Raw genomic sequence first — 19,880 nt, 5'->3', positions numbered from 1 at the left:
CGGTTCACAAGAGGAGTGATGCATGCGCACGAAACTGGACGCCGTTCTGCAGTCTGTGAACCAAGTGCTGCTCGGCAAGCAGCCCCAGGTGCGCCTGGCGCTGACCTGTCTGCTGGCTCGCGGCCACCTGTTGATCGAAGACTTGCCGGGCATGGGCAAGACCACCCTGAGCCATGCCCTGGCTCGCGTGCTGGGCCTGAGCTTCCAGCGCATCCAGTTCACCTCAGACCTGTTGCCCGGCGACATCCTCGGTACCTCGGTGTTCGACAAGGACACCGGACAGTTTGTCTTCCATCCGGGGCCGATCTTTGCCGAGCTGGTCCTGGCCGACGAGATCAACCGTGCCACGCCGAAAAGCCAGAGCGCCTTGCTGGAGGCGATGGAAGAGGGGCAGGTGACCATCGAGGGCTCGACCCGGCCGTTGCCCGAGCCGTTTTTTGTCATCGCCACGCAGAACCCGGTGAGCCAGGGCGGTACCTTCGCCCTGCCGGAATCCCAGCTCGACCGCTTCCTGATGCGCCTGTCCCTCGGCTATCCGGCCAAGGCTGCGGAGCGGGCGCTCTTGCTCGGCGAAGCCCGGCGCGATCTGTTGCCGCGGCTGGAGCCGCTACTCGATCATGCCGAGCTGGCAGCGTTGCAGGCGGAAGTGCCGCAGGTACGGGCCAGCGATGCGCTGGTGGACTACGTGCTGCGCCTGGTGGAAGCGACGCGCAGCCAGTCGCAGTTCGCCTGGGGCCTGTCGCCGCGCGCCAGCCTCGCACTGCTCGCAGCCGCCCGTGCCTGGGCCTATCTGGCCGGCCGCGACTATGTAATCCCGGAAGACGTGCAGGCGGTGTTGCCTGCCGTGGTTGGCCACCGCCTGCGCGAGCGCGCCGATCCCAGCGGCCACGGCGGCGGTGCGCTGGTGCAATGGCTGCTCAGCGAGGTGCCGGCGCTTTGATGTTGGAACGGCAAATCAAGCCGCGCTGGAACCACTGGCTGAACCGGCGCATTCCCCCGGCTTCCAGCGTGCTGCTCAACCAGCGCCGCATCTTCATCATTCCCTCCCGTACCGGGGTGGCCTTTGGTGCCGCCCTGGTGCTGATGCTGCTGGCGGCGATCAACTATCAGAACAGCCTGGCCTACGGCCTGACCTTTCTGCTGGCTTCGGTCTTCGTCGTCGCCATCCTGCACACCTATCGCAACCTGGCCGGGCTGAGCCTGCATGCCGCCGGCGCGGGGGCGGTCTTCGTCGGCGAGCGGGCGCGTTTCCGCGTTCGCCTGGAAAGCAGCGGCCGGTCCCACCAGGCTATCGCCATTGGTTGGCCGCCGGCCGAGTTGCGGGTTGTCGACGTAGCAGTCGACGGCGTCAGCGAATGCGAGCTGCACATCCCGGCAACACGCCGTGGCTGGCTGCGCCCGGGGCGGCTGCGGGTGGAGAGCCGTTTCCCGTTGGGCATTCTGGTGGCCTGGTCCTGGGTCGACCTGGAGCAGGCCGCGTTGATCTATCCGCGCCCGCTGGAAGGGGACCTGCCGAGCAGCGTCGGTGCCGGTGAGGACGACGAGCAGGACGGCAGCCGCGTACTGGGGCAGGGCGCGGACGACTACCAGGGGCTGCGAGTCTATCAACCTGGCGACTCCAAGCGACGGCTGCACTGGAAGGCTTATTCCCGTGGCCAGGGTCTCCTGGTCAAGGACTTCGCGGCACTGACCGGCAGTGACCTGTGGCTGGATCTGGAAGGCCTGAGCGGAGATCTGGAAAGTAGACTGTCGCTGCTCAGCTACTGGGTGCTGCAGTTTTCCGAGCGCCAGCATCCGTTCGCATTGCGCCTGCCGGGCAGTGTGCTGGGGCCCGATATCGGCGAATCCCACCGCGATGCCTGTCTGCGCGCGCTGGCGCTGTACGGGATCTACCCATGAGCGCGATCCAGCCGATTCCGCGGATCAGCCTGATCTGGTTGCTGGTGGCCCAGGCGCTGGTGATTGTGCCCCACTTGGCGCACCTGCCGATGTGGATCGTCGGGCTCTGGCTCGGTTGCGCGGCCTGGCGCATCCAGATTTTCCGCATGCGCGCCAGCTACCCGAACGGCCTGGCCAAGGCCGGGCTGATGGTCGGTGCCGGTTTCGGCGTGTTTCTTTCCCGGGGCGGACTGATCGGGCTGGATGCCGGGGTGGTGCTGCTGATCGCTGCGTTCATTCTCAAACTGGTGGAAATGCGCAGCCGCCGCGATGCGCTGGTGCTCATCTTCCTCGGCTTCTTCGTGGTTGTGACTGCCTATCTGTTCGACGACAGCATGCTCGCGGCGCTGTTCAGCCTGCTGCCCATTACTGCCTTGCTGGCGGCGCTGATCGGCTTGCAGCAAAGCACATTCGCCGAGCGGCCCTGGCCGACCCTGCGCCTGGCGGCGAGCCTGCTGTTGCAGGCGTTGCCGGTGATGCTGCTGCTGTTCGTGTTCTTCCCGCGGCTGGGGCCGCTGTGGTCGCTGCCGCAGCCCAATGCCAAGGGCGTCACCGGGTTGGCCGACAGCATGGCGCCCGGGGATATCGCCGAACTCAGCCAGTCCGATGCGCTGGTGTTCCGCGCCAGCTTCGATGGGCCTTTGCCGCCGCGCTCCGAACTCTACTGGCGTGGGCTGACCCTGGAGCAGTTCGATGGCCGGCGCTGGTCCCAGTCACCGGACGGCCCGTTCCTGCCGGCGGCGGCCTGGCAAAAGCGCGGCCAACCGGTCAGCTACAGCGTGATCATGCAGCCGACCGGCCAGCATTGGATGTTTGCGCTGACGGTTGCCGAAGCGGATGGGACTGGCGTGCGGCAGATGAGCGACTTCCGTCTGGAACAGCGTCGGCCGATCAACAAACCGCTGCTCTACGAGGTCGTTTCCTGGCCAGACGCGCTGCGCGAGCCTTCGCGCATTGCCTATGGGCGCCGGGCCACCTTGCAGCTCCCGGCCCAGGGCAACCCACGCAGTCGTGCCTGGGCCAGCGAGCTGCGCGCGCGGCATGCCGAACCGCAGGCTCTGGTTGCCGAACTGCTCGCGCATTTCAACCGGGAACCCTATGTCTACACACTGAAGCCCCCTGTGCTGGGCGCCGACAGCATCGACGAATTCCTCTTCGACAGTCGCCGCGGCTTCTGTGCCCATTACGCGGGTGCCATGACCTTCGTGTTGCGTGGCGCCGGCATCCCGGCCCGCGTGGTGGCCGGCTACCAGGGCGGGGAGTTCAATCCGGCAGGCAATTACCTGGCCGTGCGGCAGCTGGACGCCCACGCCTGGGTCGAGTACTGGGACCGGGAACAAGGCTGGATCAGTGTCGATCCTACTTTCCAGGTGGCGCCCGAGCGCATCGAGCAAGGGCTCGAGCAGGCGATAGGTGCGGAGCAGGATTTCCTGGAGGGCTCGCCGCTGTCGCCGCTGCGTTTTCGCCATGTGGATTGGATCAACCGACTACGACTGGCTTGGGATAACCTCAACTACGACTGGCAGCGCTGGGTACTCGGTTACCAAGGCGAACAGCAGCTGCAATTCCTCCAGCGCTGGTTCGGCGGTGTCGAAGCCCGAACCGTAGGCATCGCCCTGGTGGGTGGAGGGGCGATGCTGATCGGCCTGCTGGCTTTGCTGCTGTTCAAGCCCTGGCGTCGTGAGCGCGATGCTCAGCAGAGAGTCTTTTCCCGCTTCGAGCGACTGCTCGATCGCCATGGCCTGCACCGTTCGCCCGGAGAAGGGCCACGCGCCTTTGCCGAGCGCGCGGCGCGCAGCCTGCCGGTCCAGGCCGACGCCATTCGCGCCTTCGTGCGGCTCTATGAAGCACAGCGTTATGCCGGCGTGAGCCGCTCGCCGAGCGAACTGCGCAAGGCCTTGCAGCGGGTGCGCAGGTCACTGCCTTGGCGCTTGACCCGTGCGGGATGAGTTCAGGGGAGGGATGAAATGAGCAGGCTAGCCGATCAACTGGTGGCCCAGGTATTGCGCCTGCAGGTGAGCCTGCAGGCCAGCGGCGCGCGCCTGGCTGCCGGGACCGACCCGGAAGCATTGCACGATCTGCGCATCGCGCTGCGTACCCTGCGCAGCCTGTTGCGCCCGCTGCGCGAGCTACCGGGTAGCGAGGCCCTGGAGCAAGCCGCTGTCGAGCTGGCGCGGTCGAGCGGACCGTTGCGAGACGAAGAAGTCTGGCTGGAGGAGTTGCGCCGGCTGGAACGGTCCGCGGCACACCAGGCGGCGTTGACGGACGGCTATCGTGGGTTGCTCGAGGGAGCGGCGTTGCGGCGGCTGCATGAAACCCTGGACGCCTGGCCCGGGCACCTCCGGCAGGCACAGCGCCAAGGCCTGCTAAAGGGGTTGCGCAATCGGCTGCGCAAGCGCTTGGGCAAGCAGCGCAGGCGCCTGGAGCGGGCATTGCGCGATCCGGCCCATGATCGTCATCGCCTGCGGTTGCTAGTCAAGCGTGTGCGCTACGGTGCCGAGCGCTACCCGCAGTTGGCCGGGGTATCCTCGTCGGCATGGTTGGCATTGAAACAGGCGCAGTCAGCCTTGGGCGGCTGGCACGACCGCCTGCAATGGTTGGCACGCGCGGAGCGGGACCCGTCCCTGACGCCGCTGGCGGCGGTCTGGCGAGAAGCCTTGCACACCGCGGAGCGGGAAAGCGACCAGGCACTGCTCTCATTGCAGAAGCACCTCCGCGACGGATAATGCCCTGGTGTCATTTCCGCCGATAGATTGGCCTGAGTGCCATCTTTGCTCCCTATCCTCTGCCACCGGCCACCGATAAGATCGCCCGGTAGTCCACGTCATCGAGGTAAGCATGACTTTTTCCGAGCTGATCCAGGCGGTGCGTCGCCATCCCGACGCGGTAGTCGTCCCCGAGACCTGGGGGCAGGGGCGCGCCGGATTCGGCGGCCTGGCTGTGGCCATGGTCTATGAAGCGATGCGTGCCCGGGTGCCCTCCGGACGTCCGGTGCGATCGCTGGCGATCACGTTCGTCGGCCCGCTGTCGGTGAATACGCCGACGCGCTTCGAGGTCGAGGTGTTGCGCGAGGGCAAGGCAGTCAGCCAGGTGCTCGGCAAAGCGCTGCAGAACGACCAGGTGGTGACCCTGGTACAGGGCAGCTTCGGCGCGTCACGGGAGTCGGCGGTTGCGGTCGAGGCCGAGGCCGCACCCTCCATGAAGGCACTCGAGACGTGCCAGGAACTGCCCTACGTCAAGGGCGTTACCCCGGAATTCACTCGCTATCTGGCGATGCGCTGGGGTGTCGGCGGCATGCCGTTCACCAATAATCCGTCGCGAGAGATGGGCGGCTGGGTGCGCTTGCGCGACCACCCGCACGAGCCGGTGGACGAGGCGCACCTGCTGGCGCTGGTCGACGCCTGGCCGCCAGCCACATTGCCGCACCTGCGCACCCCGGTGCCGGGCAGTTCGCTGACCTGGACCATCGAGTTCGTGCAGCCCAGCCCGCGGTTGAGCACCCAGGATTGGTGCCTGTATCGGGCAACCATCGAGCACGCCCGCGATGGCTATGGGCATATCGCCGCCGCCCTGTGGAGCCCGGCGGGTGAGCTGGTGGCGCTGAGCCGGCAGACCGTGACGGTGTTCGGCTGAAACCAGCGGCCCGGAGCGTCTCGAACGGAACGCCCCGCCCCGGCCACGCGATCAGCAGGCCGTTGAAAAACGACCTGCATCGCGTTGGCAATACTGCATTTTTCAACGCCCTGTTAGAGCTTCAACTGCCGGATTGCCTTGCTCAGGTCGCTGGATAGGCTGGCCAGTTCCGCGCTGGTGGCGGCGGAGTCGACGGTCTGATTCACCGTCTGTTCGGTGACGTCGCGAATACCCACCACGGAGCGGCTCATTTCCTCGGCGACCTGGCTCTGTTGTTCGGCGGCCACGGCAATCTGGGTATTGCTGTCGCGCATCTGCGCCACTGCACCGGCAATCGCCGCCAATGCCTCGCCGGCTTCCTCGGCTTGCTCCACGCAGCCATCGGCCTTCAGCGAACTTTCCTGCATGAACTCCACGGCGTCGCGGGTGCCGGATTGCAGGGCGGCAATCATCTGGGTGATTTCGTCGGTAGAGTCCTGCACGCGCTTGGCGAGATTGCGCACCTCGTCGGCAACCACGGCGAAACCGCGGCCCATCTCGCCGGCGCGGGCTGCCTCGATGGCCGCATTGAGGGCGAGCAGGTTGGTTTGTTCGGCAATTCCGTGGATCTCATTGACCACGCTGCTGATGCGCTGGCTGTCTTCGGCCAGCTTCTGGATCATCTCGGCGGTCTGCTGGACCCCGCTGGACAGCCCGGCGATGGATTGGCTGACGCGCCCGACCACCTGCTGGCCGGCGCCGGCCAGTTGATCGGCGTTCTTCGACTGATCGCGGGTGTCCGCCGCGTGCCGGGCGATGTTGTGAACGGTGGCGGACATTTCGTTGATTGCCGTGGCGGCTTGGTCCGTCTCGCTCTGCTGGGCGAGCATGCCCTGGCGCACCTCGGTCATGCTCTTGGCCAGGCGCTTGGCGCCCTCATCGAGGCGTTCGGCGGACTGGGCGACGGTGCTCACCACGCGCTGGTAGCCGGCCTGCATGGCGTTGAACGCATTGGCCATCTGCCCGACCTCGTCGCGGCAGTCGAGCGGTACGCGGGCGGATAGGTCGCCGCTCTTCTCCACGTGCAGCATTACATCTTTGAGGGTGTTGAGGTGAGTGAGCAGGAAGTGGATCAGTAGCTGCGAGGCGGCCAGCAGCATCAGCATCAGCAGCCCGACGACCCAGGCATAGCTGAAGGCGCGGTCGGCGAAGACCTGGGACAAGCTCGGCGCGCGGGCCAGCACGGCCACCCGCTGGCCCTCGCCCAGATCGAGCACCTGGGCACCGATCAGTGGATCCTTGCCGAACAGGGCGTCATGTTCCAAGGCAACCCAGCCGCGGCCACGGGCCAGTGCGGCACCGTCGCTGCTGCCCAGACGCGGCGTTTCGCCGGCGGCGAAGCGCAGCAACTGTGCCTGGTTGGGTAGTGCCTGGCCGGTCGGCCAGCCGGAGAGCACCTGCGCCTGGGCTTGCGCGGCCGCCTGGGCTTGGGTCGCGCGACCCTGTTGCTCCAGATGCATGGCATAGAGCACCAGCAGCAGGCTGGTGAAGAAGGCGACCGCGTTCACGGCCCAGAACTTGTATTTCAGAGAGATATCGCGAATCCAGGCGCTCATGGTGTTCTCTTTGTTCAATTGAGCCGATCGGGGATTGCCGAGGAAGTGGCATAGTGCCGAATGGCCGGGCGCGGGCCGTTGACACGGATCAAGCCCGGTCCGAACAGGTTAACGGCCTTCCTGCGCAGCTCTTGAGGGAGGCGGCGTGCGATTTTCATGGACTTTCTTCCGGTCCTGGCGGCGGAGTCGGCTGCTTCGCCGCGGCGGCAGGTCAGTCCCGCTCAGCCGGTTGTGCGCATGGCAGCTCCGGCAGACCGAAGAACGCCCTGGCGCAGGCGCTGGTGTGGGCGGCAAGTCGCTCGATCGACTCGCTGCGATGCGTGGCCACCACGCGCAGTACCTCCGGGAGAAACGCCGGCTCGTTATGTCCGCTCTTTGGCTTGGGCCGCAGGCTGCGTGGCAGCAGGTAGGGGGCGTCGCTCTCGAGCATCAGGCGGCCGACGGGAATTTCCCGCACCAGCGAATGCAGATGGGTACCGCGGCGTTCGTCGCAGATCCAGCCGGTGATGCCGATGTGCAGGTCTAGATCCAGGTAGCCGAACAGTGCGCGCTTCTCACCGGTGAAACAGTGCACGACCGCCGCCGGCAGGCGGTCGCGGTAGTGGCGCAGGATCGCCAGCAGGCGCTGATCGGCGTCGCGTTCGTGGAGGAAGACCGGCATGCCCAGTTCCACGGCGAGGGCCAGTTGTTCCTCCAGCGCTTTTTCCTGCTGCGGGCGCGGGGAGAAGTCGCGGTTGAAGTCCAGACCGCATTCGCCCACGGCGCGCACCCGCGGCTCCTGTAGCAGGGCGCGTAACTGAACGGCGTTGGCGCTGTTCCACTCGCTGGCATCGTGGGGATGCACGCCGGCGGTGCTGAACAGCCGCTGCGCGGATTCATCCAGTTCCTGGCAGAGGGCCAGCGCCTGCTCGCTATCCGCCAGGCTGGTGCCGGTCAGCATCAATTGCACGACGCCTGCGGCGTAAGCGCGAGCGAGCAGTGCCTCACGTTCCCGAGCGAAGCTTGCGTGGGTCAGATTGACGCCAATGTCGATGAGTTGCATGGTGCCTACCTTGGAGGAGTGGTTCCAGTGAAGGGTTTTAAAGAGAAACTCTTTGATTTTCAGTTATTTGAAGCGGCTTTATCAATTTCACATGATGTCTGCGGCTGGCGTTCGCGCCCTGCCTGTGCCAACCTCCGCGCCCCGCGCGGGCTGCGGCGTTCGCTTCCGAGAGAGCCATGATTCGACCTCTATTGCTTCTGCTGTGTCTGCTGGTGCTCATGCCTCAGCTGGCAGTCGCGCGCGTGGTCGGGCCGCCGGAAACCTGGCAGTCGGGCAAGACCCGCGATCTGGCGGAGATTCGCAGCGGCGGCGTGTTGCGAGTATTGATCAACCAGAGTCGTAACAGCTCGGGAGAGGTCAAGGGGCAGCCGATCGGCAGCGAATATCCGCGTTTGCGCGCCTTCGAGCAATTCCTCAATCGCAACGCCGGGGAGGGGCGGCGACTGACCCTGAAGATCGTCCCGCTGGCTAAGGACCGCTTGTTTGCGGCGCTGCAGCGAGGCGAGGGTGACCTCGTCGTACCGGGCGAGCTGTTTGCCGAGCGCCCGCGGGGCATCAGCGGCAGTGCGGCAATCCTGCGGCAGGTTCCACTGGTGATCGTCGGCCGCCAGGGCGATCGGCGCTACCAGCGCTTCGAGCAACTGTCCGGGCGCAGTATCGCTCTGCCGATCGGCAGTGCCGCCGGGGCGGCGTTGCGTTCGATCAACCTGCAACTGGCCGAGCACGGCAAGGCGCCGATACTCATCGAGTGGGTCGATCCAAGCCTGGCGGTGGAAGACGTGCTGGAGATGGTCCAGGCGGGCATTTATCCGCTGACCGCCGTGGAACAACCGATTGCCGAGCGCTGGGCCAAGGTCTTGCCGAAGCTGCGCATCGAACGGCACTTGGTGTTGGCCAACCAGGGCGACATCGGCTGGTTCATGTTGCGCGACGCGACCATGCTGCGTGCCAGCGTCGACCGCTTTCTCAAGGGCTACCACGGCTCTTCCAACCAGGACGCGGCCTTCCAGCGCATCTACCGGCGTTTGTACAAAGTGCACTTCCCGCTGGCACGAGCCGATCGCCAGCGCTTGGAAAAGGTCCGCCCGGTGCTGCAGCGGCATGCCCAGCAGGAGGACATGGACTGGTTGGCGCTGGCCGCGCTGGCCTACAAGGAATCGACCCTCAACCCGGCCGCGCGCGGTGCGGGGGGCGCGACGGGCCTGCTGCAGATCACACCGGTGGCGGCGCGCAGCGTCGGCATAGGCGACTACCGGAGCCTGGATGGCAACGTCCAGGCTGGCGTGCGCTACCTGGCGCGCATTCGCCGCAATTTCTTCGCCAGTGCCCGGCTCAACGACCGCGAGCGCATGGCTTTCATGCTGGCCGGCTACAACATGGGACCGCAACGCGTGCAAAGCATGCGCGCCGAAGCCCGGCGCCGTGGACTCAACCCGAACCAGTGGTTTTTCCAGGTCGAGCGCATCGCCATGGAGCAGTTCGGCATGGGGGTCGTCAACTATGTCAGTAGCGTCAACAAATACCACCTGGCTTTTTCCCGGGAGCGCTATCACCTGGAGCCGCAGCGAGAAGTGAGCGATAGGAAATGATCGAATTGATCGATTGTTGAAAGCCGTATATTGCGCTTTTTATATCGGCCTGATGGGCTAGTCTAAGGGTGTCCGCACAACACGTCCTTCGGAGTCCACATGAACACCCTGATCAAATCCCTGCTCTCCACTCAGGCCGGCTACGGCGCTACCGTCTTGCGCATCGTCGCCGGACTTACCTTCGCTGCCCATGGTTCACAGAAGCTGTTTGGCTGGTTCGGCGGCTATGGCCTGGTGGGGGTCGGTCAGTGGATGGAAAGCATCGGTCTGGCACCGGGCTACCTGCTGGCCCTGATGGCTGGCAGTGCCGAGTTTTTCGGGGGCCTGGCGCTGGTAGTCGGGCTGCTCGTGCGCCCGGCGTCGGCCGTGCTGGCGGTGACCATGCTGGTGGCGATCTTCAGCGTGCACATCGGCAACGGCTTTTTCATAAGCAACAACGGCTATGAATACGCCCTGGCACTGCTGGCCGTCAGCGTGGCGCTGCTGATCGACGGGGGCGGCAAACTCTCGCTGGACCGCCGTATCGCCGGCTGAGCCGGCGCCCGGCGCGTCAGGCGTCGGGCTTGCTGCGCGAGGCCGCCAGTTGTTCGGCGGCTTCCAGGCGCAGGCGTTCGTGCTCGTCGAACTGCTCTTCGGCCAGTCGGGCGATGGCTGCACGCTTGTCGCCGTCGCTCAAGCCTCGATTGGCGTCGATTTCCGCCTTGGCGGTCTGGTAGTTGGCCAGCCGCTGCTTCCAGCTTTGCCGCTGCCGATCCAATTGCTCAAGGCGTGCCGTGGCCTCGGCACCCACCAGTTGCTGGCGCAGCTGGCGAATCTGCATGGCACTGGCGCCCCCGGCCTGCAATTGCGCCGTGCGGCTGCGCAGCTCGCTCTGCAATTGCGGTAGCACGCTGGCTTGCAGGTCTTCAGGCAGGCTTTCGCGCAAGCGGTCGACGGCGATGGCCTTGGCTTGTGCATCCAGCGTCGTGTCGTTCTGGATCGCCAGGCGCTCAAGGGTAAAGCGGTTATAGGCTTCTTCCCGGGAAAAGAACGCCTGCAATACCTCACCGTCGAACAGCCGAGCGCGCAGCGCCTGCACCGCCGCTTCGCGCTGGCGCATGGCTTCCAGGCTCGGCAACTGCGGCAGGTCGCGCTCCAGTTGGACCAGCTCGCGCTTGTAGGCGAGGTACTGGTCGAGCAACGCTGCCGCATGTTCGGCAGCGGGCGGCGGCAGTTGTGCGGCGATATAGGCGCGCAGGCGGTCGACGCTGTCGCGCAGCGGCTCCTCGCCGATCGAGCTGAGGAAGTAATCGAAGATGCGTCGGATGTCTTCGCTGATCAGCAGGTTACCCGCCGCATCGATGCGGAAAATCCCGTCCACCTGGGTGCCGACCAGAGAGGCTGGCAGAGGCTTGTTGGCGCCGGACGACCGCTGCGCAGCAACCTCATCGGCGGGCGCCGTGGCTGGCTGCCCGGGGCGAAGGGTGGCGGGCGTCTGGAAGACCTGGGCAGGCGGCGCTTGCGGTTCGAGATAAAGCAGCAGGGCCACGCCAGCGGCAAAACCCACCGGCAGAAGCAAGAGAAGTCGTTTCAGCGGCATGACGGAGGTCCGGTGGTTGGCCCGGGGTCTCGGTGGCCCCGGGCCGGGCGGCTTAGAGGCCGTCGTTCTTGAGGCGATTGGCCAATTGCCGGTAGACGGTCACCGGGTCCGTCTCGAACAGGCTGGTCAGGCCGAGGGTCTGGTTCACTTCGTCCAGATGGTTCATGCGGTAGTTGTCGCGGATCACTTTGCCCAGGTGCGAACTGCAACGGCCGACCAGGCCATCGTTGGCTTCGCTGCCGAACGTCAGGGCACTGGCGCCGAGCATCAGGTCGCTGGGGTCGAACAGGTTGGTCAATGGGCTGGTGCCGCTCCAGGAGTAGTAGCGAATGCCGCCGACACTGTAGGCGCCCTCGCCGCAGGCGCTGCTCGGCAGGCCCTGGGGAAACTTGGCGTTGAAACGCGCGGCCCCTTCGCTGTTGAGCGACTCCAGCGCGCCGAGGGCGTTCTGCGTCGAATCGCTGCTGCTGCCGGAGAGGAAATTGATCAGCGCGCCGAGGCCGTTGACGATTCCGGCCAGCAGGGCTTCGCCAGCAGAGCCTTCCGGGACGCGGCGGATGAAGTCTGCGGTAGCCGAGCCTTTGTGCGGCGAGCCAACGCTGGTGACCGAGGCGACCAGGTCAGGACGTACCGCTGCAACGTAGCGAATGGTCGGGCCGCCGTGGCTGTGACCGACCAGGTTGACCCTGGGCTTGCCACTGATGGCGACGATTTCCTCGACCTGCTCCAGCAACTCTTCGCCCCGGGCTTCCGAGGTGTTCAGCTGGCTGACTTCGGTGACGTAGACCTTGGCACCGTCGCGACGCAGGGCCGAGGGAATCCCGTACCAGTAGTCGACGCCCAGCAGGCTGTCGAAGCCGAGCATGCCGTGGGTGAGTACGACGGGGTATTTGGTTTCGGTGTAGCCGGAGGAACCGAAGAAAAATGCGTGGGCTTGCCCGGATGCGGCCAGGCCGACTCCAAGGCAGAGGGCGAGCAAGGTCTTGTTGTTGTTCATGGGCGCTCTCGAAAGGGTGGTGGATCGGGCAGTTCGATGCTTCCTTGCGAGTCGCCACGCCTGTCCTGGGCGGGTACGGCAGCGCCAGGGGGCGGCGCACAATCCGTGCCAGCTTTCCACCACCTGCTGGCCAGGGCTCTGGGGCGCGGCTTGTACGGTGGTTTCGGTGGTCGCGGCGCTGGACGGAGCGCCGCTTCGCTGTTACCCGGTGAAACGCTTGTTTGCGACCTAAGGCCGCAGCGGCCAGCAGGCGAGGGCGCGATAGCGATTGCCTCTGGGGCTGTTTTCCGAGGCGAAGAGGGTGAATCGGTCGGCTGACCAATCGAAGGTTGGGGGCGTGGCGGTTGGATGCTGCGGGTAGTGCCGGGCCAGGGTCAGGTGGGGGTGGAAGGCGCGGCTTTCCAGCACGAAGTCGGCACCGGTCAAGCGCTCGCGCAGTTGCCTTTCGAGCTCCAGCAGCCCTGCTGGAGGCTGACTGGCGCGCAAGTGCAGCAGGCCGCCATGCCAACGCTCCAGTTGATCCAGGCAGATATCGAAGGGGGCGATGCGCACACGCTCGCCAATGCGTTTCAGCTCCGGCAAGCGCCCGCGGGGCTGGCTGCCGAGGAAGACCAAAGTCAGGTGCAGGTTGTCGGGTGCCACCGGTCGACCGCCTGGCGGCAGGCTGTTGCGCCAGGTCGCCACGGCCGTGGCAAGCGGCAGCGGACAGGGCAGGGCGAAGAACAGGCGCAGCGGTGGCGTGGTCATGGCTGGCTCCGTGCCTTGACAGTATCCGGCCGGCTTCTCTAGCATCCCGACCCATGCGCCGATTTAAACAGCTACTTGCGGGGCGCCGGAAGTCTCTCCCGACTTCGAAATACCGCTAAAGCGCTGGTTCGGTGTCGCCTCTCACCGCTGCCCAGCGGGATTCACGAGGCGGAGACCCGACAGCATGACCTGTCCCCAACCCCAGCTGCGGCTGGCCCCGATCACCTCCGGGCTGACGCAACGCAATCTGAAAATCCTTCTCGGCGGTACCCACCAGCCGACCCTGCTGCGCTATCTCGATGGCTGGCCCAGGAGGCAGCGACGGCCGCGCAACTTCCTCGTGCAGTTCGTCATCGACGAACGATCATTGGCATCGTATGCCACCGACAGCTTCGATCTGGCGGTCATCCAGGCACCTATGGCGCAGGCGTTGGAGCAAGTAGTGCGGGATCTGACGCGGGTCGCCCGGCAGGGGCTGATCGTCCGCCGCTAGCGGCGCTTAGGGATAGTCGATGGCGATCACGTACCAGGTCTTCGGTCCGGTCGGCGCCTGCACGGTCACTTCGGCATCGAGACTCTTGCCCACCAGTGCCCGCGCCAGCGGCGAGTCGATGCTGATCAGGTTCTGTTTCAGGTCCAGTTCGTCCGGGCCGACGATGCGATAGCGAGCCTCCTGGCCATCCTCGTCTTCCAGGGTAACCCAGGCGCCGAAGTAGACCTTGTGCGGGTCGGCGGGACGCTCGCCGACCACCTTGAGGCTTTCCAGGCGCTTGGTGAGAAAGCGCACGCGCGAGTCGATTTCCCGCAGCATCTTCTTGCCATAGGTGTACTCGGCGTTCTCCGAGCGATCGCCCTGGGCGGCGGCTTCGCTGACCGCCTGGGTCACTTGGGGGCGGCGCACGTGCCACAGCTCATGGAGCTCGGCACGTAGACGCGCTTCGCCTTCGGGCGTGATCAACGGGGTGCCGGCAGAGCGGGGTGGACGATAGCGGCTCATGGGGATCGACAGGGTCAAGAAAAGGTAGCGATCTTACCAGTCACGGGGTGGCCGATCACAGCCTCAGGCCTCCCGCAGCACGGTCAGTGGGCTGGCACTCAATGCGCGACGGGTGCCAAGCACTCCTGCACCGCCGATCAGCAATGCGCCGGCCAACGGCAGCAGCAGTAGCCAAGGGTGCGGCTGCCAGCGCAGGTCGAACGCATAGTGATAGAGCAGGGCACTGACCAGTTCGCAGCCGATGGCGGCGAGCAGGCCGCTGGCTGCGCCGAGCAGGCTGAACTCGATGCGCCTGGCTTTGACCAGCAGCGTCCTCTCGCCGCCCAGGGCGCGCAGCAGGGCGCCTTGCCGAATGCGCTCGTCGAGGGTCGACTGCAGGCCGGCGAAAAGCACGGCAAGACCGGCAGCCAGCACGAACAGCAATACGTACTCCACGGCCAGGGTGACCTGGGCAAGAATCGCCCGCAACTGCGCGAGCAGGGCTTCTACCTGCAGCAGCGTGACCGCCGGGAACGCGCGGGCCAACTCCACCAGTTGCCGCTCATGGCGGGGCGGCAAATAGAAGCTGGTCAGATAGGTGGCGGGTAGATCCTGCAGGGTGCCGGGTTCGAAGATCATGTAGAAGTTCGGGCGGAAGCTGTCCCAGTCCACCTTGCGCAGGCTTGCGACCTGTGCATCGCGAGTCATTCCGCCGACGGTGAAGCTGAGGCGGTCGCCCAGCTTCAGTCCCAGGCTTTGCGCCAGTTCGGCCTCCACCGACACGCCAGGTAGCATGTCGGCTTCGCTGGCCTGCCACCATTCCCCGGCGGTCAACTGGTTGTCTGGCGGAAGGTCGCTGGCCCAGGTCAGGCTGAGGTCGCGACGAATCGCGCGCTCGCCGCGCGAGTCCTTGCTGACCACCTTGCGCACCGGCTCGTCGTTGATCGCCACCAGGCGGCCCGGTACCACCGGATAGAGCGGCGCCGGATAGGGCGACAGTCCGGCCAGGCGCTCGGCGAAGGCTTGTTTATCGGCGGGCAGGATATTGAGGGCGAAGTGATTGGGCGCGTTTTCCGGAAGCTGGTCCTGCCAGGTGTCCAGCAGTTCGCCCCGCAGCAATGCGATCAGCGCCATGGCCAGCAGGATCAGGCCAAACGCCAGTGATTGTCCGGCCGCCGCCAGCGGGTGGCGCAGCAACTGGCCGAGCCCGAGCCGCCAGGCCAGGTTGGCGCGCGCCAGCAAGCGCCGCAGGCCGCGCAGGGCGAGCAACAGCAGGCCGCCGAGCAGCAGGCTGGCGAGCAGCCCACCGCCGAGCAGGGAGAGGGTCAGCTTCAGATCCAGGCTCAGGCGCCACATGATCAAACCGAGTGCAAGCAGCGCAAGGCCGTAGCTGAACCATGCGCTCGGCGGCACCGGCAGCAAATCGCGCCGCAGCACCCGCAGCGGCGGAACCCGGCCAAGGGCGGCCAGGGGTGGCAGCGCGAATCCAGCCAGGGCGACCATTCCCGTGGCCATGCCTGCCAGCGCCGGCAGCGGCCCGCCGCTTGGCACCTGGGCCGGCAGCAAATCCCGCAGCAGGTAGAACAGGCCGTACTGCGCAAGCCAGCCCAGCAGGGCGCCGCAAGCGCTGGCAACAAAGCCGAGCAGTGCCAGTTGCGTGGCATATAGCCCCAGGGTTGCCCGGCGGGACAGACCCAGGCAACGCAGCATCGCGCTGGCATCGAAGCGGCGTGCGGCGAAACGCGCCGCCGACAGCGCCACCGCCACACCGGACAACAGCACGGCGGCCAGGCTCGCCAGGTTCAGGTAGCGCTCGGCCCGAGCCAGGGCGCCACCGAGCTGGCGATTGCCATGGCGGGCGTCCTGCAGCGTCTGGTTGGCGGCCAGGGTCGGCTTGATCTGCTGGCGATAGCGGCCCAGCAGCCCCGGCTCGCCGCGCCAGAGTTCGCGATAGCGCACCCGGCTTCCCGGCTGGACGATGCCTGTGGCGGCCAGGTCGTCGAGGTGCATCAAGACGCGAGGCGTAAGGCTATAGAAGTCTCCCGCACGATCCGGCTCGTAGGTCAGCACGCGGGTCAGGCGCAGGGATTTCTCGCCGACTTCGATGTGGTCTCCCACCTTGAGATCGAGAGCGGCGAACAGACGGGTTTCCGCCCAGGCTTCGCCTGGCTGTGGTCCGCGACCCTCGACGTCGGCCTGGTAGGGGGCAGGGGCGCTTTTCAGTCGGCCGCGCAAGGGGTAGGCATCGTCCGCGGCCTTGACGCTGGCCAACTGCAGGCCGTCGTCGGTGGCGATGACGCTGGAGAACTCCACCAGGCTGGCATGCTTGAGACCCAGCAGGCGGCCTGCTTCGATCTGCTCGGCCGTTGCCGGCGAGCTACCGTTGAGCGCCAGGTCGGCGCCGAGAAACTCGCTTGCCCGCAGCAACATGGCATCGTTCAGGCGTGCACTGAAATAGCCGATGGCACTGCTGGCGGCGACTGCTACCAGTAGTGCAAAGAACAGCACGCGCAATTCGCCGGCCCGTGAATCGCGCAGCAGTTGACGGTATGCCAAGGCGACCAGGCGCGAGAAGGGCAAGCCGCTCATCTCATCAGGGCTCCACGCTGTCGACCAGGCGGCCGCTTTCCAGGCGGATCAAGCGGCGGCAACGGTGGGCCAGGCGTTCGTCATGGGTGACGAGCACCAGGGTGGCACCGCGTTCGCGATTGAGCTCGAACAGCAGGTCGCAGATGCGTTCGCCGGTATGAGTGTCGAGATTGCCGGTCGGCTCGTCGGCGAACAGCACATCCGGTTCCGCAGCAAAGGCTCGGGCAATGGCGACGCGCTGTTGCTCGCCCCCGGAAAGCTGCCGCGGGTAGTGGCCGAGCCGCTGACCAAGCCCCACCCGCTCGAGCAACTCATGCGCCCGCCCGCGGGCCTCTGCGTGGCCTTCGAGTTCCAGTGGGAGCATCACGTTCTCTAGGGCGTTGAGGCTATCCAGCAGCTGGAAGGACTGGAAGACGAAGCCGACATGCTCGGCACGCACCCGCGCTCGCTGATCCTCGTCCAGCGCGCCCAGGTCGCGTCCGGCCAGAGACACGTTGCCAGAGCTGGGCAAGTCCAGGCCGGCGAGCAGGCCGAGCAGGGTGGATTTGCCCGACCCGGAGCTGCCGACGATGGCCAGGCTGTCGCCGCGCTCGAGCGTCAGGTCGAGGCCGTCAAGGATGGTCAGCTCGCCTTCCGTGCTGGGAACCACTTTGCTAAGGTTCCGCGCGGTGAGAATGCTTGCGCTCATGGAGAGTCCGATGCGTGCGTGGTGGGTAGGTTTGGCTCTGGTGTTGTCGATGTCGACCCAGAGCGTGACAGCGGGCACCCTGCTGATCGTCGGCGATAGTATCAGCGCTGCTTTGGGCCTCGATAGCCGCCAGGGCTGGGTCCGTCTGCTGGAAAAGCGGCTGGAGGAAGCCGGATACGACCACCAGGTGGTCAACGCATCGGTCAGCGGCGACACCAGCGCAGGCGGTCTGGCACGCCTGCCAGCGCTACTTGAGCGACATCGTCCGGAGCTGCTGATCATCGAATTGGGCGGCAACGACGGCCTGCGTGGACAGTCGCCGGCGCAATTGCAACAGAATCTTGCGTCGATGATCGACCAGGCCCAGGCCAGGGGTACCCATGTGCTGTTGTTGGGCATGCGTCTGCCGCCGAACTATGGTGCACGCTACACCCGTGCGTTCGCCCAGGTATTTTCTCGCCTGGCTGAAGAAAAGCAGGTTTCCCTGGTTCCCTTCTTTCTCGAGGGCGTAGGCGGTGTGCCGGGAATGATGCAGCCCGACGGTATCCATCCTGCGCTGGCAGCGCAGCCGAAGCTGCTGGAAAACGTTTGGCCGGTGCTGCAACCGCTGCTATGAGCCGGCGGTGACGTTCGTCGGGCAAGCTGCCGGTGGCTACCATCTGGCCACTTTTCCGCCATAAGGCTTTCGGCTAAGGTGGCGCCCCCGCCCTGGAGTTGCCGATGCCGCGTCCCGCCTGGACTTTGCATGCCTACCAGTTGCTCGAGCCTGACGAGCAACTGGACCTGTTTGCCTGTCGCGAAGTGCGCATGCATCTGGTCGCCCGTCAGTTGGAGCTTGGTGGTCATGCCGATCGCACCCTTTGCGGCGGACTGCTGCCTGCCCAGCCTCGCTGGCGTGGCCTGGAGCGAGCAATGTTGAAGGACAAGCGTCTGTGTGCCGCCTGTCGCGATGCGCTGGCGGCGCAGAAGCGGGGCTCATGGCCGGTCTGGCAGGCCAATTGAGCTCTCCCGGTCCGTCTGGTCGCGGTGATACAATTCTCAAACTTTTATAACCAAGCCCTGTCAAGGATTTCCCGGATGTCGCCGCGCGCTCCTGCCTTCGCCCGTTGTTGCCTGTCCCTTGCCGCGCTGCTTACGGCCGGCACCGCCTCAGCCCTGGAGTTGCCATTGCCCCCACCCGGGGAAGATGTCGTCGGCCAGGTTCAAGTCATCCAGGCCAAGTACGAGGACACCTTCGCCGATCTCGGCCAGGTGCACGACCTGGGCTATCTGGAGATGGTCGCGGCCAACCCGGGCGTCGATCCCTGGCTACCCGGCGCTGGCACCGAAATCATCTTGCCGACACGCTATGTCCTGCCGCCGGGCCCACGTGAAGGCATCGTGATCAACCTTGCTGAATACCGCATGTACTACTTCCCGAAAGGCAAGAACGTGGTGCACACCTTTCCCCTGGGCATCGGTCGCGAGGGCTGGGGGTCTCCCGTGGCGGATACCACCATTACCGGCAAGTACCCGAAGCCTGCCTGGTATCCGCCGCAGTCGATCCGTGAAGAGCACGCTGCCGATGGCGATCCGTTGCCGACTGTGGTGCCGCCGGGTCCGGACAATCCCCTGGGGCCGTTCAAATTCAGCCTTGGGGTGTCGGGTTACCTGATCCATGGCTCGAACAAGAAGTTCGGCATTGGTATGCGTGTCAGCCATGGCTGCTTCCGCATGCTTAATCACAATGTGCTTGAGTTGGCGGGCATGGTGCCTGTCGGTACCAAGGTGCGGATTATCAACGAGCCTTATAAGTTCGGTATCAGCGCCAATAAGGTTTACTTGGAAGCCCACGCACCGCTGGATGATCACGGCGAGCCTTCCGTGGTCGACAAACACACCGCCGTCATCAATGCGTTGCTGAAGCGCGATGATCTGGTCGGTAGTCTGCGACTGGATTGGGATGTTGTTCGAGAAGTGGTGGCCGCCGAAGATGGACTGCCCATCGAGATCGCCGAACCTATTACCGATGGCGGTGCCTCGCTAGTAAGTAGTGAGCCGATAAAGCTCTGAATGCCTTGTTGTGAAGCCCGCCGAGCGCTATGCGCCGGCGGGTTTTTTATTGCGCGTGTTACTGGCGGCAATAAAAAAGCCGACCCACTTCTGGGTCGGCTTGTTAGCCTCGAAAGACTATTACTTGCGGCTGGCTTTTTCCAGCATACGCAGGGCGCGCTCGTTGGCTTCGTCAGCAGTTTGCTGAGCCTTCTGAGCAGCAGCCATGGCCTCTTCGGCCTTGCGGTAGGCTTCGTCGGCGCGAGCTTGGGCGCGAGCAGCGGCGTCTTCGGTAGCGGTCAGACGAGCTTCGGTTTCTTTGGACATGCTGGTGCAACCGGTAGCCAGAACAGCAGCCAGGGCCAGAGCAGAAAATTTCAGAACGTTGTTCATCGTGTTCCCCTTAAGGTGGACTTCCATATAAAGCAACTTCCCAGCTGGGAAATTAGCCGGCCTACATACTACCTATAACTTTT

Annotated in this window: 20 protein-coding genes; 11 read left to right on the top strand and 9 right to left on the bottom strand. The window is 65.4% G+C overall.

Translation table 11 applies throughout. The features are described from left to right. The first annotated feature begins 22 nt into the window (after positions 1 to 22). From ACWKV7_RS00810 to ACWKV7_RS00790, 5 genes are all read left to right on the top strand, one after another. Positions 23 to 940, top strand: a complete 918-nt coding sequence (locus ACWKV7_RS00810; protein WP_483855729.1) for an AAA family ATPase — start codon at positions 23 to 25, stop codon at positions 938 to 940. Continuing rightward, positions 940 to 1,899 (top strand): DUF58 domain-containing protein, encoded by a 960-nt coding sequence (locus ACWKV7_RS00805; RefSeq protein WP_483855728.1) that lies wholly within the window; start codon positions 940 to 942, stop codon positions 1,897 to 1,899. Before ACWKV7_RS00810 ends, ACWKV7_RS00805 begins: the two co-directional genes overlap by 1 nt. After that, entirely contained in the window at positions 1,896 to 3,887 is a 1,992-nt protein-coding gene (locus ACWKV7_RS00800; protein ID WP_483855727.1) for a transglutaminase TgpA family protein, read from the top strand. Before ACWKV7_RS00805 ends, ACWKV7_RS00800 begins: the two co-directional genes overlap by 4 nt. A gap of 18 nt (positions 3,888 to 3,905) precedes the next feature. Continuing rightward, entirely contained in the window at positions 3,906 to 4,664 is a 759-nt protein-coding gene (locus ACWKV7_RS00795; protein WP_483855726.1) for a CHAD domain-containing protein, read from the top strand. 112 nt (positions 4,665 to 4,776) lie between these two features. Further along, entirely contained in the window at positions 4,777 to 5,571 is a 795-nt protein-coding gene (locus ACWKV7_RS00790; RefSeq protein WP_483855725.1) for an acyl-CoA thioesterase, read from the top strand. A 113-nt stretch (positions 5,572 to 5,684) separates the two neighbouring features. Here ACWKV7_RS00790 and ACWKV7_RS00785 read toward each other — a convergent pair whose 3' ends face one another. Together ACWKV7_RS00785 and ACWKV7_RS00780 are read right to left on the bottom strand one after the other, a co-directional pair. Next, positions 5,685 to 7,166 carry a methyl-accepting chemotaxis protein gene (locus tag ACWKV7_RS00785; protein WP_483855724.1) on the bottom strand — a complete coding sequence of 494 codons (1,482 nt, stop codon included), beginning with the start codon at positions 7,164 to 7,166 and terminating at the stop codon, positions 5,685 to 5,687. A 211-nt stretch (positions 7,167 to 7,377) separates the two neighbouring features. Beyond that, on the bottom strand, positions 7,378 to 8,208 hold the full coding sequence (locus ACWKV7_RS00780; RefSeq protein WP_483855723.1) for a TatD family hydrolase: 831 nt from the start codon (positions 8,206 to 8,208) through the stop codon (positions 7,378 to 7,380). Positions 8,209 to 8,384: 176 nt separating this feature from the next. Between ACWKV7_RS00780 and ACWKV7_RS00775 the strand changes: the two genes are divergently transcribed. After that, complete coding sequence (locus ACWKV7_RS00775) at positions 8,385 to 9,797, top strand: MltF family protein (RefSeq protein WP_483855722.1); 1,413 nt, start codon at positions 8,385 to 8,387, stop codon at positions 9,795 to 9,797. Positions 9,798 to 9,896: 99 nt separating this feature from the next. Continuing rightward, positions 9,897 to 10,331 (top strand): DoxX family protein, encoded by a 435-nt coding sequence (locus ACWKV7_RS00770; protein ID WP_483855721.1) that lies wholly within the window; start codon positions 9,897 to 9,899, stop codon positions 10,329 to 10,331. A 16-nt stretch (positions 10,332 to 10,347) separates the two neighbouring features. On the opposite strand, the gene ACWKV7_RS00765 is transcribed toward ACWKV7_RS00770, so the two are convergent. The 3 genes from ACWKV7_RS00765 to thpR all read right to left on the bottom strand — a co-directional run bounded on the left by ACWKV7_RS00765 (position 10,348) and on the right by thpR (position 13,120). Continuing rightward, positions 10,348 to 11,370 carry a lipase secretion chaperone gene (locus ACWKV7_RS00765; protein WP_483856267.1) on the bottom strand — a complete coding sequence of 341 codons (1,023 nt, stop codon included), beginning with the start codon at positions 11,368 to 11,370 and terminating at the stop codon, positions 10,348 to 10,350. Between the two features lie 58 nt (positions 11,371 to 11,428). After that, complete coding sequence (locus ACWKV7_RS00760; RefSeq protein WP_483855720.1) at positions 11,429 to 12,373, bottom strand: alpha/beta fold hydrolase; 945 nt, start codon at positions 12,371 to 12,373, stop codon at positions 11,429 to 11,431. A 228-nt stretch (positions 12,374 to 12,601) separates the two neighbouring features. After that, positions 12,602 to 13,120 (bottom strand): RNA 2',3'-cyclic phosphodiesterase, encoded by a 519-nt coding sequence (thpR, locus tag ACWKV7_RS00755; RefSeq protein WP_483855719.1) that lies wholly within the window; start codon positions 13,118 to 13,120, stop codon positions 12,602 to 12,604. A gap of 184 nt (positions 13,121 to 13,304) precedes the next feature. Here thpR and ACWKV7_RS00750 point away from each other — a divergent pair, with 184 nt between their 5' ends. Further along, positions 13,305 to 13,613 (top strand): class I SAM-dependent methyltransferase, encoded by a 309-nt coding sequence (locus ACWKV7_RS00750; protein WP_483855718.1) that lies wholly within the window; start codon positions 13,305 to 13,307, stop codon positions 13,611 to 13,613. A gap of 6 nt (positions 13,614 to 13,619) precedes the next feature. Here ACWKV7_RS00750 and greB read toward each other — a convergent pair whose 3' ends face one another. The 3 genes from greB to ACWKV7_RS00735 form a co-directional block, all read right to left on the bottom strand. Continuing rightward, positions 13,620 to 14,117, bottom strand: coding sequence for a transcription elongation factor GreB (greB, locus tag ACWKV7_RS00745; RefSeq protein WP_483855717.1), 498 nt, complete (start codon positions 14,115 to 14,117; stop codon positions 13,620 to 13,622). A gap of 63 nt (positions 14,118 to 14,180) precedes the next feature. Continuing rightward, positions 14,181 to 16,685 carry an ABC transporter permease gene (locus ACWKV7_RS00740; RefSeq protein ID WP_483855716.1) on the bottom strand — a complete coding sequence of 835 codons (2,505 nt, stop codon included), beginning with the start codon at positions 16,683 to 16,685 and terminating at the stop codon, positions 14,181 to 14,183. A gap of 4 nt (positions 16,686 to 16,689) precedes the next feature. After that, positions 16,690 to 17,373, bottom strand: a complete 684-nt coding sequence (locus tag ACWKV7_RS00735; protein WP_483855715.1) for an ABC transporter ATP-binding protein — start codon at positions 17,371 to 17,373, stop codon at positions 16,690 to 16,692. Positions 17,374 to 17,383: 10 nt separating this feature from the next. Here ACWKV7_RS00735 and ACWKV7_RS00730 point away from each other — a divergent pair, with 10 nt between their 5' ends. From ACWKV7_RS00730 to ACWKV7_RS00720, 3 genes are all read left to right on the top strand, one after another. Next, the gene (locus tag ACWKV7_RS00730; RefSeq protein ID WP_483855714.1) at positions 17,384 to 17,989 is read left to right on the top strand and encodes an arylesterase; all 606 of its coding nucleotides are present in this window, start codon (positions 17,384 to 17,386) and stop codon (positions 17,987 to 17,989) included. 104 nt (positions 17,990 to 18,093) lie between these two features. After that, on the top strand, positions 18,094 to 18,375 hold the full coding sequence (locus ACWKV7_RS00725) for a hypothetical protein (RefSeq protein ID WP_483855713.1): 282 nt from the start codon (positions 18,094 to 18,096) through the stop codon (positions 18,373 to 18,375). A gap of 75 nt (positions 18,376 to 18,450) precedes the next feature. Then, on the top strand, positions 18,451 to 19,425 hold the full coding sequence (locus tag ACWKV7_RS00720; RefSeq protein WP_483855712.1) for a L,D-transpeptidase family protein: 975 nt from the start codon (positions 18,451 to 18,453) through the stop codon (positions 19,423 to 19,425). A 120-nt stretch (positions 19,426 to 19,545) separates the two neighbouring features. On the opposite strand, the gene ACWKV7_RS00715 is transcribed toward ACWKV7_RS00720, so the two are convergent. Continuing rightward, positions 19,546 to 19,797: an Lpp/OprI family alanine-zipper lipoprotein gene (locus ACWKV7_RS00715; RefSeq protein WP_483855711.1), complete on the bottom strand. Its 252-nt coding sequence runs from the start codon at positions 19,795 to 19,797 to the stop codon at positions 19,546 to 19,548. Positions 19,798 to 19,880 lie beyond the last annotated feature (83 nt).

The sequence above is a fragment of the Zestomonas ipomoeae genome, from assembly GCF_057128665.1.
This window is presented reverse-complemented; position numbering and strand designations above follow the sequence as displayed.

Excerpts from the sequence above, each read along its gene's own strand:
- ACWKV7_RS00810 (WP_483855729.1), top strand. The coding sequence starts at position 23 with ATGCGCACGAAACTGGACGCCGTTCTGCAGTCTGTGAACCAAGTGCTG.
- ACWKV7_RS00805 (WP_483855728.1), top strand. The coding sequence starts at position 940 with ATGTTGGAACGGCAAATCAAGCCGCGCTGGAACCACTGGCTGAACCGG.
- ACWKV7_RS00800 (WP_483855727.1), top strand. The coding sequence starts at position 1,896 with ATGAGCGCGATCCAGCCGATTCCGCGGATCAGCCTGATCTGGTTGCTG.
- ACWKV7_RS00795 (WP_483855726.1), top strand. The coding sequence starts at position 3,906 with ATGAGCAGGCTAGCCGATCAACTGGTGGCCCAGGTATTGCGCCTGCAG.
- ACWKV7_RS00790 (WP_483855725.1), top strand. The coding sequence starts at position 4,777 with ATGACTTTTTCCGAGCTGATCCAGGCGGTGCGTCGCCATCCCGACGCG.
- ACWKV7_RS00785 (WP_483855724.1), bottom strand. The coding sequence starts at position 7,166 with ATGAGCGCCTGGATTCGCGATATCTCTCTGAAATACAAGTTCTGGGCC.
- ACWKV7_RS00780 (WP_483855723.1), bottom strand. The coding sequence starts at position 8,208 with ATGCAACTCATCGACATTGGCGTCAATCTGACCCACGCAAGCTTCGCT.
- ACWKV7_RS00775 (WP_483855722.1), top strand. The coding sequence starts at position 8,385 with ATGATTCGACCTCTATTGCTTCTGCTGTGTCTGCTGGTGCTCATGCCT.
- ACWKV7_RS00770 (WP_483855721.1), top strand. The coding sequence starts at position 9,897 with ATGAACACCCTGATCAAATCCCTGCTCTCCACTCAGGCCGGCTACGGC.
- ACWKV7_RS00760 (WP_483855720.1), bottom strand. The coding sequence starts at position 12,373 with ATGAACAACAACAAGACCTTGCTCGCCCTCTGCCTTGGAGTCGGCCTG.
- thpR (WP_483855719.1), bottom strand. The coding sequence starts at position 13,120 with ATGACCACGCCACCGCTGCGCCTGTTCTTCGCCCTGCCCTGTCCGCTG.
- ACWKV7_RS00750 (WP_483855718.1), top strand. The coding sequence starts at position 13,305 with ATGACCTGTCCCCAACCCCAGCTGCGGCTGGCCCCGATCACCTCCGGG.
- greB (WP_483855717.1), bottom strand. The coding sequence starts at position 14,117 with ATGAGCCGCTATCGTCCACCCCGCTCTGCCGGCACCCCGTTGATCACG.
- ACWKV7_RS00740 (WP_483855716.1), bottom strand. The coding sequence starts at position 16,685 with ATGAGCGGCTTGCCCTTCTCGCGCCTGGTCGCCTTGGCATACCGTCAA.
- ACWKV7_RS00735 (WP_483855715.1), bottom strand. The coding sequence starts at position 17,373 with ATGAGCGCAAGCATTCTCACCGCGCGGAACCTTAGCAAAGTGGTTCCC.
- ACWKV7_RS00730 (WP_483855714.1), top strand. The coding sequence starts at position 17,384 with ATGCGTGCGTGGTGGGTAGGTTTGGCTCTGGTGTTGTCGATGTCGACC.
- ACWKV7_RS00725 (WP_483855713.1), top strand. The coding sequence starts at position 18,094 with ATGCCGCGTCCCGCCTGGACTTTGCATGCCTACCAGTTGCTCGAGCCT.
- ACWKV7_RS00720 (WP_483855712.1), top strand. The coding sequence starts at position 18,451 with ATGTCGCCGCGCGCTCCTGCCTTCGCCCGTTGTTGCCTGTCCCTTGCC.
- ACWKV7_RS00715 (WP_483855711.1), bottom strand. The coding sequence starts at position 19,797 with ATGAACAACGTTCTGAAATTTTCTGCTCTGGCCCTGGCTGCTGTTCTG.